Origin of the sequence: Pedobacter sp. SAFR-022 (assembly GCF_051965375.1) — a bacterium.
Taxonomy (GTDB): domain Bacteria; phylum Bacteroidota; class Bacteroidia; order Sphingobacteriales; family Sphingobacteriaceae; genus Pedobacter.
In genome coordinates this window covers 200,110-214,745 of sequence record NZ_JBQCME010000004.1, presented here as the reverse complement: position 1 = coordinate 214,745, position 14,636 = coordinate 200,110, and the positions used below count along the sequence as shown (strand labels likewise).

Here is a 14,636-nt window from a genome sequence, read left to right as displayed (position 1 = left end):
AATAAAGGTCTAACGCAGTTTTCGTATTTATTTATCAATTAAGAAGTTATAAAAAACCTGCTTAATTACCGTTTAGAATGGGGTTCCCTTTGGCATGCCTATTGACTATATGACATCGTTGGTCAGTATATAAAAATAAGAATGACCACGTTGAACATTAAAATTTAAGAAAATGAAAAAGTTATTATTATCAATTTTTGCAGTAGCTGCTTTAGGTTTTAGTACTCAAGCACAAACAGAAAAAGGAAAGATTATGTTAGGTGGTAACCTTGCATTTGATAGCCAGAAAAGTGATGCCGCTAACGCTAAAGCAAATACCAGCTTTGAGATTGTTCCAAGTGTAGGTTACTTTGTTGCAGATAATATTGCAGTAGGTACTGGTATTGGTTACAGCTACGATAAAAATGTTGGTACTACTAAAAGCGAAGCGTTTGTGGTAAGCCCATTTGGTCGCTACTACACTAACATCTCTGATCAGTTCAAATTCTTTGGACAACTTGCAGTTCCAATGCAATTCGGTTCAGCACATGCGGTTGATGCACAAGGTGATGAAGGTGCTAAACTTGGTAACTCTACCCAGATCGGTGTAGCATTATCTCCAGGTTTTGCATTTTTCCCAAGTAAAAAAATCGGTATCGAGTTAGCATTGAACGGTTTAAGCTACACCAACTACCGTGTTCAAGACGCTAACGACAATGATGTTAAAGGCGCAGGTTATGACAACGTAAGTTTTGGAACTAACTTTTTCGCTCCAAAATTGGGTATTCAATTCCACTTCTAAAAAACACAACACACAATAAATCCGCTGGCTGATGGTCTGTCATGTGACTAAAGCCAGCAAAACAAAAAAGCATCCCTGGGGATGCTTTTTTGTTTTGCTTACTACTTCTTTCCGTTTCGTGGCTTCTCGCGATCTATCTCTACCATGTCTACTTTGTCGGGATTCTCGAAATCCCCGATCAGGTACTTATTAAAGTGATCTGCAAGTTTCCAGAATGCATATTCGGTCAGGTCACCAAAGCTGTGGCGCTGGCCTGGGAGGATCACAAACTCGAAGCGTTTACCGGCTTTCATCAGCTCATTTGCGAGCCTGATGGTATTTGCTGGGTGAACGTTATTGTCGATGTCCCCGGTCATGATCATCAAATGCCCCTTTAGGTTGCCTGCAAGTTCCGGGTTCTTATCTATGCTGTAGGTAAAGGTTGTATCGCCTTTCGCGTCGACCACTTCCTTCACCCCATGGTGTTTTTCACTCCACCAGCGATTGTAGATACTGTTGTCATGGTTTCCAGCCTTAGACACTGCGGCTTTAAAGAATTCCGGGTAAACCAGCATTGCCGCGGTAGACATGAAGCCTCCGCCAGAGTGGCCAGTGATGCCCACCCTGCTTCCATCAATGAAGGTGTGGCGGGCAGCCAGTTGCTCTACCGCAGCTTTCTTATCCGCCAGGCCATAATCTCTCAAGTTGCCGTAGCCAAAGGTATGGTACCATTTAGAGCGCGCAGGGTTCCCACCGCGATTACCAACAGAGACAACGATGTAACCCAGCTGTGCTAGTCGGTCGGTATTATCCATGCTCTTGGTGAAGGCTTTGTTTACCGCTTCCGTTTGAGGACCTGGGTAAACGTACTCGATGATCGGGTACTTCTTATTAGGATCGAAATCAAAAGGCTTATACATCACCCCGTAAATGTCGGTTACGCCATCATCTGCTTTCACTTTGAAAGGTTCAGGAAACTTGTAACCTGATGCCATCAGTAATGAAAGATCCGTGGTTTCAAGGTTCATCACGGGGTTGCCTTTGTTGTCCATCACCATCGCCTTTGGCGCGGTATTGACCCTGGAGAAGTTGTTTACAAAGTACTTCCCTTCATCATTCATGCTCACGGCATGATCAAAGTTACCGGGATTCAAAAGCTTCATACCGCTACCGTCGAAGTTAATACGGTACAGATGCTGGTAATAAGGATCCTCACCTGCCTCCCGCCCATTCGCCGTAAAATATAATACGCGGTTTTTCTCATCGATGTTCACGATGCTCTCACAGTGGAATGCACCTTTGGTAATCTGGTTCTTAAGCTTGCCACTACCATCAAAAAGATAGAAGTGCGCCCAGCCGTCCCTTTCGGACCAATGGATGATCTCCTGACCATCTTTAACCAACCTTGGTCTGTTGATCTCTACGTAGGTGTTGAAACGCTCATCGATCAGGGGACTTACTTTCTCTGTGTTGATATCTATGGTGCAAATATCTACACGTTTTAAATCTCTGCTGGTACGTGAAAAGTAAATCTTCGAGTTATTACCCAACCAGATTGACGGGCGGAACTCGTTGTCGCGGTCTTTGACCAGCGATGGTGCTTGCCATAGTGATACGCTTTGGTCCTTGAAAGCCGCGACATCCAGCTTCTTGTAGCTCTTCGCAGCGAAATTGAACAGCAAAATCTCATCTACCGGAGCCTCTTTTTCACCGGGCATCTGGTACTTGTAGGTTTCCAAGGTCGGACGACCAGCAGCGGTGTTGTTAAGCACCCAAAGATCTTTCACTTTTCTGCTATCCTGACGGTTCATTACAAAGTAGCGCGCGTCTGGTGACCAGAGCACGTAAGCACGACGTCTCTTTTTATCTTTCTTAAGCACCTCTTCGTTGTTTTCCCCGTCACCATCATCGCCGTAGGCGTAGAACTTCACGCCACCCTTGGTTAGCTGTTGTTCTACGATGGTGCTGTCCTCCTCATTCTTAACCGCTTTCAGGTAATTGGCCTTATCCATCCAATATAGGTTATAGTTGCGGGTGAAGATCACAGCCGAAGAATCTGGCGCAACAGAACCCCATTCCGGCTTAGCTTTTGGTTTGGTGTAATTCGGAACTTCAGTTAACCTGGATGTTGCGATGTCATAATTAAAATAGAAGATCTTCTTCTGCATGGAATCTGCAGCTTTCTTGTCCTTGCGATCCGGCTTAAGCTCCTCTATCGAACTTTTAATTTCGAAGCTCAAGCTCTTCTCGTCTTTCGCAAACTTCAGGTTCTCGATAGGGAGATGTTCCGCATCGAAAGGATCCCGCACAATGCGGGTGATCTCCGCGGCCAGTTCGGCGTTATTAAAGATCTGCTTTTTACTGCGCTTTGCAGGATCAACCATGATCCAGGACTTTCCAATGGGGGTTTCAAACATGTACCAGAAACGGTTGCTGAGCTTTAACCAATGGGGATCAACGGAGGTCGAGTAGACCATTTTCTTCAGCTTGTTGGGTGAAAAGCGCGCGGCTAGCTGGTAGTTTGCTTTTGATGATTCGGAAGCCTGATCAAGTGCAGTTGAAGTTCTGGTTTGGGCAAGGGCATATCCAGAAAGCAGACATGCCACCAGGGAAAATAGGTAGCTTTTTTTCATTAGTTGAGATTAAATTTCTAAAGTACTGCAATTTGGAAAATGCCAGATGAGAAATGATGTAATAAAAAGGATATCCAACTGAATACCTGAGCTAATTTAAAGTCTATCAGCAACATACATTGACATTGCAGTTAGTACTTCAATTAACAAAGATGATAATACAAGGTCTTTTGATCATTAAGCAGACTCAGATAAATCGTACACGAGTAATAAAACGGTATGCAATGGATCAAACACGCCATCAAGTTCTCGCATTTTTATACATTTGAGAAATAATACGAGAATCTAATCTACCTATACGACTAATGAATAGAATGTTTATACCCTTTGTTGCCGCGGCAATGATGGCAATATCAGGCTGTTTCTCCGCAGCTCAGAATAGAACAGCAACTGAGGACACTACCGACAGCACCGCCCTTGCAGGCGCCAGCGCACTCGCAGACTCCAACGCTAGAATGGCGGCTCCAGCGAACATAGACGAAATCAAAATCGCAGACGCAAATACAATACTCTCACGTAAACAGGTTCCGGTCTTATGCTACCACCAGATCCGAGATTGGAAAGCCACAGATTCAAAATCTGCAAAGGACTATATCGTGCCGGTGGAAACCTTCAAAGCACACTTAAAGATGCTCGCCGATAGTGGCTACCAGACCATTCTGCCGGATGAATACTATGCATATCTCAACTTGGGCACACCCCTGCCGGAAAAACCGATCATGCTTACCTTTGATGATACGGAAGAGAATCAATATGCCATCGCCGCTCCAGAGATGAAGAAGCACGGCTTCAAAGCTGTTTATTTCATCATGACGGTTTCCCTTGGACGTCCTAAATATATGAGCAGAGATCAGGTGAAACAACTATCTGAAGCTGGGCATGTGATCGGCTCACACACCTGGGACCACCAGAACGTGAAAAAGTATAAAGGAGAAGACTGGGTTACCCAGATAGAGAAACCAACAAAAACGCTGGAGTCCATAACCGGCAAGAAAGTGGAGCACTTCGCCTACCCATTCGGTTTATGGAACCCAGAGGCTTTTCCAGAGCTTAAGAAGCGCGGCTTCAAATCAGCTTATGTGCTGGCGGAAAAAAGAGATCCAACGGACCCCTTGTTCACCATTAGAAGGATTATTGCGAGTGGATACTGGGATGCCAAGCGTTTGAATAATAGTATCCAGAGAAGCTTCTAGCCCCTTTGCACTGGAAGTTTCAGGAGTTACTAGCTACGTCACACAACATTGGTTAAGTCTCGAGGATATAAGATCACACGAATGTCGCGTTTCATCAAGTAAAAAAACATTGTAGCTCCTGTGAATCAAGAACGTTGTGGTTCCTGTAATTTATAAAGAAGCTATGGTGATAAACAACGGCAATGTGTTCTAAAGCACATTCACTATGGTATACGCTTTCTGGTTAAACGTAAATACTTCCCCCACGCGCTTACCGAGCATCAACTGACCCACCGGCGAAGCCGCTGAAATCGCAAAAGCTGTCTTACCCGAAACACTAAGCTGTCCTGCACTGATCGAAAGGTAAAACAAGCCCTGATTCGTTTCCACTAAGCTCCCATTTTTCACAACTTCCGAGACGGGAACATCGGCAAGACTTTTCAATAGACCCAAATTCTGCTGTGCATCTGCCAGCAGTTTCTTGTTTCTGAAAATATCCTGCTGCATCATCTCCCTGGTGGTTTCAAACTTGTCGCCAGCACTACTTTTGGTATCATCATTGCTCGCCTCTTGAGCTTGCGCAAGGGCAGTTTCTGCGGTTTCAATCCGTCCCTCAATGAAACGCGAACAGGCATCATATAAGGCTGCTTTCAATGCTTCCATACTATGCTTCTATCCATTTAACCTTCTGTGCCATTGGCGTTCTTTTAGCTTCCGCAGCAGGGGCATTGTGGTATCCCATGTAGAATACGCCGTACACTTTCTCATCATCTTGCAGTTCCAGGAACTCAGGCATGTTAGCGACTGGACCGGGCGAGCTCCAGTAAGCCCCAATATTCATTGCTTCAGCAGTAAGCGCCATGTTCTGAACTGCACAAGCCAGTGCAGCAACTTCCTCCCATTCCGGCAGCAGCGCTGGGTGTAATTGAGCCTTCAACACGATCACACAACTCGACTGCTGGAATTTAAGGCCAAAGGAGTCATATTTCTTTTGCAGGAATAATTCCGCTGGTGTATGTTCTTTGTATGCTCTAGCAAGCTCCTCACCTAGTCTTGTCTTGCCCTCTTTGCGGAAAACAGAGAACCTCCAGGGTTGCGTTAACTTATGTGTAGGTGCGTAATTTGCACTTTCCAGAATGGTTTCTATGGATTCAACTGAAATCTCCTCCTGGGTGAAACTTACCGGAAAAACACTTCTTCTTCTCTTAATGATGCTTTGTAATACTTCTAACTCTTTTTCCATAACAAGCAGCAAAGCTAACCAATTTCCAGTTATGCTGGAATTCCCTTCCTTGCAAGCGTAAAAAGAATACTATCAGCTCTTTAGCCGTTTTATAAATTATGCCTACCTTTGCGGATATTTTCTATATATGATATCAGTATCCAATTTATCCCTGCGTTACGGTAAACGTACCCTTTTTGAAGACGTAAACTTAAAATTCACCCAAGGCAACTGCTACGGTGTGATTGGTGCCAACGGCGCAGGTAAATCAACATTTCTAAAGATCCTTTCTGGTGAAGTCACACAAACTTCCGGCAGCATCGCCATCACGCCTGGTGAAAGAATGGCTGTACTGAAGCAGAATCACTATGAGTTTGACGAATATTCCGTAATAGAAACCGTGATGATGGGACATACTGAACTGTATGCCATCATGAAAGAAAAAGATGCCATTTATCTTAAAGAAGACTTTAGCGATAAAGACGGCGAACGTGCTGGTGAACTGGAGAACCGCTTCGCGGAGATGGACGGCTGGAACATGGAGAGCAATGCAGCGACCATGCTGAGCAACCTCGGTATAAAAGAAGAAGACCACTATAAATTGCTTAAAGAACTTGATGGTAACCAAAAGGTACGTGTGCTTCTTGCGCAGGCGCTATTTGGTAACCCGGATATTCTATTGCTGGATGAGCCTACCAACGACCTTGACATCGAGACCATCGCTTGGTTGGAGAACTTCCTTGCAGACTACGAGAACATCGTATTGGTGGTTTCCCACGATAGGCACTTTCTGGATGCCGTGTGTACGCACATTGTAGATATCGACTTCAGTAAAATGAGTATTTACTCTGGTAACTATACCTTCTGGTATGAGTCTAGCCAGCTGGCTTTAAAACAACGTAGCGACCAAAACAAGAAGTTGGAAGAGAAAGTGAAGGAACTTCAGGAGTTTATTCAACGATTCAGTGCGAATGCTTCGAAGTCCAAACAAGCAACTTCCCGTAAGAAAGCACTTGATAAGATCGACATCTCCGAGATTAAAGCTTCAAGTCGTAAATACCCGGCAATTCTGTTCAACAACCTTGGCCGTGAAGCAGGTGATCAGATCCTTCAGGTAGAGAACCTTTCACATAGTGCCAATGGAGAAGTGATGTTCAAGAACATCAACTTCATGGTAAATAAAGGTGATAAAATTGCCATTCTTTCACAGAATAGCCTTGCGACAGCTGCATTCTACAACGTATTAACCGGCAGAGAAAAAGACTTCACCGGAGATTTCAAGTTCGGTATCACAATCAGCGTAGCTGATATCCCTAACGACAACTCGCAATACTTCGAAGGCAAGGACATGAACCTGGTTGACTGGCTTCGTGAATATTCAAACACGGATCAGGATGAGCAGTTTGTAAGAAGCTTCCTCGGCAGGATGTTATTCTCCGGAGAAGAGGTGTTGAAGAATGTTAAAGTATTATCAGGAGGTGAAAAGATGCGTTGTATGTTCTCGCAGATGATGCTTAAACATGCCAATCTGTTGCTTTTCGATGAGCCAACCAACCACCTTGACCTAGAGTCCATCACGGCATTGAACAACGGTATGAAAGACTTCAAAGGCACGATCCTGTTTACTTCACGAGATCATGCATTAACGGAATCTGTAGCGACAAGGATCATTGAGATCACTCCAAAAGGCACGATAGACAAGATGATGAGTTATGACGACTACATCAACAGCCCTGATGTTCAAGCATTAAGAGCAGAGATGTATAAATAAAAACAGGAATGCCCGATCATTCCGGGCATTCACCCCAAAAAAGAAAGGCTGCTCCGATGAGGAACAGCCTTTCTTTTTTATACCAACCCGTTTAAAGCATCAAGCTTAAAACAGCATTGCTATTATTAGTGACCTGAGTGGCCGTCAGCTCCGTGTGCGTGTCCATGCGCCAGCTCTTCCTGAGTTGCTTCACGAACGGTAAGGATTTTACCAGAGAAGATCAGGTTTTTACCAGCCATAGGGTGGTTTAGATCTACTGAAATGGAATCTTCATGAACACCGGTTACACCAGCTCTGAAGTGATTACCTTCATTATCCTGAAGTGGAATGATATCACCAACTGCAGGAAGATCAACTTCTTTAAACATTTCTTTAGGCAAATCAGCGAAAGCACCTGGATCGATAGCACCATAGCCATCTTCAGCTGTAAGCTCAAAGCTATAATCATCACCGGCGTTCAAACCAGCTAAATGCTCTTCAAATTTTGGCAACATCATGCCAGTTCCGTACATAAAAACCAAAGCATTTTGCTCATCAGCTTTCTCTACAAAAACTTGTTGACCTTCTGCATTTGTGGTATGCAGTTCGTACGTTAATGAAACTACGGTGTTAGGTTTAATAGTCATTACAATCTTTTTTAGTTAATAAATTTTAGTGCTTCTTCAACTGTACTTACAGGCAGCTGACATGCTTTATTGCGGCAAATATAGATTTTTGTTTCTATGCTTTCTTTATTTCTTAACAATGGAAGCGTTGTATTTGTTCCTGCTAAGATTATTTTGTTCGGCAAGTATATGGAACTGAGCGCTTTTAGCACAGCGGACTGATCCGCACCAGTAATTGCCACTTCTGTGATGCCATAAACCGCATTCAGCAGTTGAATAGCCCAGTTGGAATAGGCAGAACCATAAGTTTTGATCTGTGGCAGTATCGCAAGTAACATTGCCTCTGCCTTCTCCGAATAGTTATCCTGATCAAAGTACAAGCCTAAACGCTGGAGGTTCTGCGCCATCACCGAGTTTGAAGCAGGAATAACATTATCCATCAGTTCATGTTTCCTTGCAATGAGCGTCTCCGCGGAATTCGGCGTGTAAAAGAACATCGGCCCTGCAGGATCAGTAAAATGTTTGATCACATAATCTGTAAGGCCTTTTGCTTCATATAACCAGGACTCTGCAAAGTCCGCCTGATATAAGCTGATCAAAGCATCTATTAAAAATGCATAATCATCCAGGAAGGCGTCAATGCTTGCCTTACCGTTCTTGTAATTACGATACAAACCGCCCTCCTGCGTTCTCATATTGGCCAGTATAAAACGCGCCGAAGTAGTTGCCATCTCCAACCACCCGGCTTCGCCGCAAGCCACCGAAGCTTCAGCAAGTCCCTTAATCGTCATAGCGTTCCAGGAAGTCAGACATTTATCATCCAAGCCGGGTCTTACCCTCCGCGATCTTTGCTCCAGCAGCTTTTCCTTACTGCGCTGCAGGACAACCTGCCATTGCTCTAGCGTAAGTCCGTGTTCAGCTGCAAACAGAGCATCATCCAGTTTCTTTATCAAAATATTGGTTTGTTCCTCCTCCCAGTTACCTTCAGAACTTACCTGGTAATAGCTATTGATTAAAGCGGCGTCAGGACCAAGAACACCTTCGATCTCCTCCTTATCCCACACGTAGAACTTACCCTCTACGCCTTCACTGTCCGCATCCAGAGCCGAATAGAATAGTCCTTCCGGCGAGCTCATCTCGCGGGCAAGCCAGTCTGCCGTTTCCGTTATAATGGCTCGGTATTTTGAAGCTTTAGTCAGCTGATATGCTTCAGCGTACAGGCTTAGCAGCTGCCCATTGTCGTACAACATCTTCTCAAAATGCGGCACATGCCAGTATTCATCTACCGAGTACCTCGCAAAGCCACCACCAAGCTGATCATAAATGCCTCCATAAGCCATCTTGTCAAGGGTCAGCAAGGCTGCCTGAAGTGTTTGCTGATGCCCGCTAAGTTGACTGAACCTTAACATGAACAACCAATTGTTTGGAAGCGGGAACTTCGGTGCAGCCTGATGCCCCCCCTCCTCCAGGTCAAATCGCTCCATCCAGGGATTTACGATCGCCTGCAGCTGTGTCACGTCAAAGGGTTCCGGAAACACATTCGGCACAATCCTTTCCGCGGCGGCGATCCCTTCCGTAAGGCGATCAGCGTATTGTAGTGCTTTCGCCGGTTCATTCGCCCAGAGCGCCGCAACGTTTTCCAGAATGTTCATCCAATCGTTCTTCCTGAAATAGGTGCCCCCGTAAATGGGCCGCTGGTCAGGCAGGCAGATGCAGTTCAGCGGCCATCCCCCACTGCCAGTCATCAGCTGTATCGCCAGCATGTAGATCTGGTCAATGTCCGGCCGCTCCTCCCGATCCACCTTTATACACACATAGTGTTTATTCATCACCTCGGCCACCTCTTCCAGTTCAAAGCTTTCCCGCTCCATCACATGGCACCAGTGGCAAGCCGAATAGCCGATGCTTACCAACAGCAGCTTGTTCTCCAGCTTCGCTTTTTCAAGCGCTTCCGGCCCCCATTCGTACCAGTCTACCGGATTATGGGCATGCTGCAACAGGTATGGTGATGAGGCATGGATCAGTTTATTTGGTTCCGCTTTCATGAAATAAAGGTAACGAGATAATTGCTACTTTTACGGAAAGACCTATAGAATGAAGATTACTTCGATTGACATCTACCGCTTCAGCATCCCCATGGAGCCCTTTGTTATTGCAACCGGCACCATGCATTTCGCGCAAAATACACTCTTGAAGATCCATACCGATGCCGGCATCATTGGCATTGGTGAATGTTCCGCCTTTCCAATGATCGTCGGTGAAACACAGGATACCTGCATCATCATGGCCAGGCTGTTCGCCAAACAGCTGATCGGAAAAGACCCGCTGGAAATCCCAGATCGCATGGACGACCTGCTTGCCGCTGCTGCACACAACAGCACAATCAAAAGTGCCTTCGACATGGCGCTTTTCGACATCGCTGCAAAACACGCTAAGCTGCCTTTATACAAGTTCCTTGGCGGTCATCATAAAACCGTGGAGACAGACATGACCATCGGCATCAACACGCCTGAGAAGATGGCAGAAGCAGCGCTGAAGATCAGAAATCAAGGCTGTAATTTTCTGAAGGTGAAGCTGGGCAAAAACTACATGGAAGATATTGAACGTGTAAAGCAGATCCGTGCAGCTGTAGGACCTGAGATGAATATTCGCCTGGATGCCAATCAAGGCTGGACATTCGACGAGGCATTGCTTGCGCTTGGCCAAATGGCGCAGTATGATATCGAATTCTGCGAGCAGCCTATGCGTACCTGGTACGACGACCGCCTGCCCGAGCTTCATCTAAACTCCCCGGTAAAGATCATGGCCGATGAAAGCTGCTACAATCATCATGATGCCAGAAAGCTGGTGAATAGTCAATCCTGCAGTTACATCAACATCAAGTTCTCCAAATCTGGTGGCATCCTGGAAGCGCAGAAAATCCATGAGGTATCCCTTCAAAGTGGTATGAAATGTATGATTGGTGCCATGCTGGAGAGCAGAATTGCCCTAAGTGCCAAGCTACACTTTGCGCTCGCCAGTCCGAATGTGGTCTTCTATGACCTGGATACCTGCCTGCTGGGCCACTTAATAGATCCCGTAATTGGTGGATTGACCTTTGAAGGCTATCACCTGACGGTTCCCGACACCATCGGCATTGGCGCAGACGCTGATCCAGCTTTCCTGGAGCGATGCGAAAAATGGACGGTAGATGCGACTACTTAATCAATAATTGCTGAAATGCGACACTGTCGCCACGAAAAGCATTAAAGTCCACAACATGGTTGATACCGGTAATCCGTGCTTTATCGGAGTGCTGCCAGAAGAACCAGTTTGCACTCGCATCGATATTCAGCTGCGATTTATAATAGTGTGCAATCCATAACGGATATTCATCAAAATAACCCTTCAGGTAATCATTATAGTAGGTAAGGCCAGAGTAAATGATCGGCTTTACCTTCGTTTTGCCTTCTACATGATCTATAAAGGCCTTTAACTCCTTGCGCATTTCCGCAGGTGTAGCGCCACTCAGGTGCTCTACATCAACCACTGGTGGCAAATCGCCCGCTTCAAAGTTTACCGTTTGCAAAAATAATCTCGCCTGCTGTTTACCCGACTTGGAGGGCCGGAAGAAATGATATGCGCCACAAACAATACCCACCTTTGCAGCCTCGCGCCAGTTGCGTTGGAAATAGGGGTCAACGCTTGCCAACCCTTCCGTAGCCTTTATGATCGCAAAACTCACCTGCACTCCATCCTCTTTCATGGCACGAACTTTTTGCCAGTCGATCTTACCCTGGTAATACGATACATCAATACCATGAATATTGTAAGCTACGGGAATCTTAATTTCGAAGCTGTTATAGGTTCTATAATTTGGATCTTCACCAATATCCAACACCCAGCGCCAGGTTGAACTGAAGCCCTTAAGAATATAGCCATAGTAGAAGGGCGAAAGCAACACCAATAAAGCTGCCGCGATGCCGAACTTGACATATGCCGGCACAGGTTTCTTTTTAGGTTTTCGCTTCCGAGAAACCGGTTTTTTTGAAACCGCTGCTTTACGCTTTACAGGTCCGCCGCCAGCACGGAGTGGATTAGGAATTTCCTCAACAGCAGAGTTTTGATCAGGTCTTTTTACTGGCGGCACGGTGTAAAATTACGAAAAGCCAGAAACTTTCTGCGGCATATAACGTAATGTATATACAACCGCCTGTTTATGAACCCATATACATTGGAACTAGCACTGCTCGGACTTGCCGCAATGGGCATGGTCTGGATACCTGCTTTAACAAAAGACCGTGGCATCTCCTACGCCATCGTTTATATGTTGTTTGGGATGTTACTCTACAAGATCGTTCCTGACCATTTGCCTCCTGCTGATCCGGGACACCATGGTACGCTAACCATGCATTTTGCAGAGACTGTTGTAATTATTTCCTTAATGGGTACTGGCATCAAGCTGGACCGCCCATTTTCCTGGAAGAACTGGGCCTCTCCCCTGCGGCTTATCACCATAGCAATGATTCTTGGAATGGCTGCAGCTACCTGGATCGGCTATAGCCTTCTTGGTTTAAGTATCGCCTCCGCAGTGCTTCTTGGGGCCGTACTTGCACCAACAGATCCGGTACTCGCTTCCGATGTGCAGGTGGGGCCGCCCAATGAAAAGCGGAAATCAGAAACGAAATTCGCACTCACTGCCGAAGCTGGTTTGAACGATGGTATGGCCTTTCCATTTGTTTGGATGGCCATATTCCTGACCATGAACCAGCTTTCGACAACTGGTGAATGGCTTACCTGGGCCGGATACGATGTGTTATATAAAGTATTCGCTGGTATTGCTATAGGCTGGGCCTTCGGCCGGGGTGTGGGCTACTTACTCTTCGATCTATCCGCAAAATATAAGTTCCTGAAAACCACTGACGGCTTTCTGGCACTTTCCTTAACCTTTCTTGTATATGGTGTAACCGAACTCCTGCATGGCTATGGCTTCTTCGCCGTATTCATCTGCGCAGTAAACCTGCGCCATTATGAAAAGGGTCATGAGTTCCATTCCGAACTCCACTCCTTTACAGACCAGATTGAGCGGCTCCTGATTGCGGTGCTGTTGATACTATTCGGTGGGAGTTTAGTAAGCGGGATTTTGGATGCACTAACCTGGAAAATGGCGCTGTTTGCCGTTGGCTTTGTATTCATTGTACGCCCGCTCACGGGCCTAATCGGGCTCTACAAGCGAGATATTCATATTAAAGAAAAGCTTGCCATAAGCTTCTTTGGCATTCGTGGTATGGGATCCATTTTCTACCTGGCATTCGCCTTTCATGAGGCAACCTTTGAACACCAGGATGAACTATGGGCTGTAGTGGCCTTCACCATACTGCTATCCATTATCGTACACGGCATCAGCTCTACACCAATCATGAAACATTTAAAAACAACCCTGCCCGTAGAGCAGGTTCCGGAATAGCCTGGCTCAGCGGCTATGGAAGAGGTTTATTGTGGCGGTTTTCCATTTGATGTAACCCAACTTGGCACATACCTCGGCAGTCAATGCTTCTGCATTGGCCGGAACATCATTTACAATACGCCAGCGAACGCTGTATTTGCTATTATAGCTGACATAAATAACCAGATCTTCAAAAATAGGCTCCACCGTTTCCATATGTTTGAGATGAACATCCTGCAGTTCCTCAGCAATGCGGTGCAGCCGCTCCTGCATCATCTTGGCTAGCGGAGCGCCAGGTTTTGGTTCTGGTTCAATGATTGGAACTACAGTGACTGTCATAAGCTACGGGTTACTACAAATATTAGTAAAAACCAGGAATATAACAATCTATGTGCCTTTTTGTTGCGCTTTTTCGATCAGGGCTTTTAACTCATAAAAGTCTTTTATCTGGTATTTTGCTAAATTAGATGGCTCCACACCAGCCCGGGCAATGTGCACCGTATTCATATTCAATGCATTACCGGCTTTTATTTCTGCCTCTGGATTGTCGCCAACAATCCAGATCTGCGCTGGCTTAATCCCTGTTTGCTCAGAAATTTGTTTAAATAACCCGATTTTACCGATGCGGCTTTCCTGGTAAATGTCATCCACAAAGACACCATCGAAGTCACCTTCCTTGAAAAGTGTATCTACTTTAGCCTGCTGCAAATTGGGCACACCCGTAGTCACCAGGTACCGCTTACCAGGGATGGTTTTGATTACATGAAAATCGTCGTAGGTGCTTAATTCAAAATTGTATTTGGTATGAAGCAGCGCATGTTTCGCTGCTTCATTCATTGCTGCCGTAAATCCGTATCGCTCAGCAACCACATCTACCGATAAACGACGCATGGCTTTTAGGGCCTCTTCCAGTTTATCATCGGCCAGTGTAGCCTCATTTGCTTTACGTATTGCATCAAATAACGTATCAAAAGTTTCGTCAGGGACGGCACTTGCAGGAAGGATTGTTTCGTCGAGGTCGTAAATTATCGCAAGATCGTTCATTCAG

13 protein-coding genes are annotated in these 14,636 nt (G+C 45.6%); 5 read left to right on the top strand and 8 right to left on the bottom strand.

The window, feature by feature from the left end; genetic code table 11:
• Nucleotides 1-172: 172 nt before the first annotated feature.
• Nucleotides 173-781 carry an outer membrane beta-barrel protein gene (locus ACTHQF_RS11535; protein ID WP_440430371.1) on the top strand — a complete coding sequence of 203 codons (609 nt, stop codon included), beginning with the start codon at nucleotides 173-175 and terminating at the stop codon, nucleotides 779-781.
• Between the two features lie 101 nt (nucleotides 782-882).
• Here ACTHQF_RS11535 and ACTHQF_RS11530 read toward each other — a convergent pair whose 3' ends face one another.
• Nucleotides 883-3,393: a DPP IV N-terminal domain-containing protein gene (locus ACTHQF_RS11530; RefSeq protein WP_440430370.1), complete on the bottom strand. Its 2,511-nt coding sequence runs from the start codon at nucleotides 3,391-3,393 to the stop codon at nucleotides 883-885.
• A gap of 305 nt (nucleotides 3,394-3,698) precedes the next feature.
• Here ACTHQF_RS11530 and ACTHQF_RS11525 point away from each other — a divergent pair, with 305 nt between their 5' ends.
• Nucleotides 3,699-4,586: a polysaccharide deacetylase family protein gene (locus ACTHQF_RS11525; RefSeq protein WP_440430369.1), complete on the top strand. Its 888-nt coding sequence runs from the start codon at nucleotides 3,699-3,701 to the stop codon at nucleotides 4,584-4,586.
• Between the two features lie 189 nt (nucleotides 4,587-4,775).
• On the opposite strand, the gene ACTHQF_RS11520 is transcribed toward ACTHQF_RS11525, so the two are convergent.
• Entirely contained in the window at nucleotides 4,776-5,228 is a 453-nt protein-coding gene (locus tag ACTHQF_RS11520; RefSeq protein ID WP_440430368.1) for a 3-oxoacyl-ACP synthase, read from the bottom strand.
• Nucleotide 5,229: 1 nt separating this feature from the next.
• A complete protein-coding gene (locus ACTHQF_RS11515; protein WP_440430367.1) occupies nucleotides 5,230-5,808 on the bottom strand; it encodes a nitroreductase family protein in 579 nt (192 codons plus the stop codon).
• A gap of 127 nt (nucleotides 5,809-5,935) precedes the next feature.
• Here ACTHQF_RS11515 and ACTHQF_RS11510 point away from each other — a divergent pair, with 127 nt between their 5' ends.
• On the top strand, nucleotides 5,936-7,558 hold the full coding sequence (locus tag ACTHQF_RS11510; protein WP_440430366.1) for an ABC-F family ATP-binding cassette domain-containing protein: 1,623 nt from the start codon (nucleotides 5,936-5,938) through the stop codon (nucleotides 7,556-7,558).
• A 125-nt stretch (nucleotides 7,559-7,683) separates the two neighbouring features.
• On the opposite strand, the gene ACTHQF_RS11505 is transcribed toward ACTHQF_RS11510, so the two are convergent.
• Nucleotides 7,684-8,184 (bottom strand): FKBP-type peptidyl-prolyl cis-trans isomerase, encoded by a 501-nt coding sequence (locus ACTHQF_RS11505; RefSeq protein WP_440430365.1) that lies wholly within the window; start codon nucleotides 8,182-8,184, stop codon nucleotides 7,684-7,686.
• Between the two features lie 11 nt (nucleotides 8,185-8,195).
• Nucleotides 8,196-10,208, bottom strand: coding sequence for a thioredoxin domain-containing protein (locus tag ACTHQF_RS11500; protein WP_440430364.1), 2,013 nt, complete (start codon nucleotides 10,206-10,208; stop codon nucleotides 8,196-8,198).
• Nucleotides 10,209-10,257: 49 nt separating this feature from the next.
• Between ACTHQF_RS11500 and ACTHQF_RS11495 the strand changes: the two genes are divergently transcribed.
• A complete protein-coding gene (locus ACTHQF_RS11495; RefSeq protein WP_440430363.1) occupies nucleotides 10,258-11,367 on the top strand; it encodes a mandelate racemase/muconate lactonizing enzyme family protein in 1,110 nt (369 codons plus the stop codon).
• Here the strand turns inward: ACTHQF_RS11495 and ACTHQF_RS11490 are convergent.
• Nucleotides 11,360-12,292 (bottom strand): glycoside hydrolase family 25 protein, encoded by a 933-nt coding sequence (locus tag ACTHQF_RS11490; RefSeq protein WP_440430362.1) that lies wholly within the window; start codon nucleotides 12,290-12,292, stop codon nucleotides 11,360-11,362. The genes ACTHQF_RS11495 and ACTHQF_RS11490 overlap by 8 nt on opposite strands.
• A 69-nt stretch (nucleotides 12,293-12,361) precedes the next feature.
• Between ACTHQF_RS11490 and ACTHQF_RS11485 the strand changes: the two genes are divergently transcribed.
• A complete protein-coding gene (locus ACTHQF_RS11485; protein WP_440430361.1) occupies nucleotides 12,362-13,609 on the top strand; it encodes a cation:proton antiporter in 1,248 nt (415 codons plus the stop codon).
• Nucleotides 13,610-13,615: 6 nt separating this feature from the next.
• Here ACTHQF_RS11485 and ACTHQF_RS11480 read toward each other — a convergent pair whose 3' ends face one another.
• Nucleotides 13,616-13,927, bottom strand: a complete 312-nt coding sequence (locus ACTHQF_RS11480; RefSeq protein ID WP_440430360.1) for a hypothetical protein — start codon at nucleotides 13,925-13,927, stop codon at nucleotides 13,616-13,618.
• Between the two features lie 48 nt (nucleotides 13,928-13,975).
• Entirely contained in the window at nucleotides 13,976-14,632 is a 657-nt protein-coding gene (locus ACTHQF_RS11475; protein ID WP_440430359.1) for an HAD family hydrolase, read from the bottom strand.
• Nucleotides 14,633-14,636: the final 4 nt, after the last annotated feature.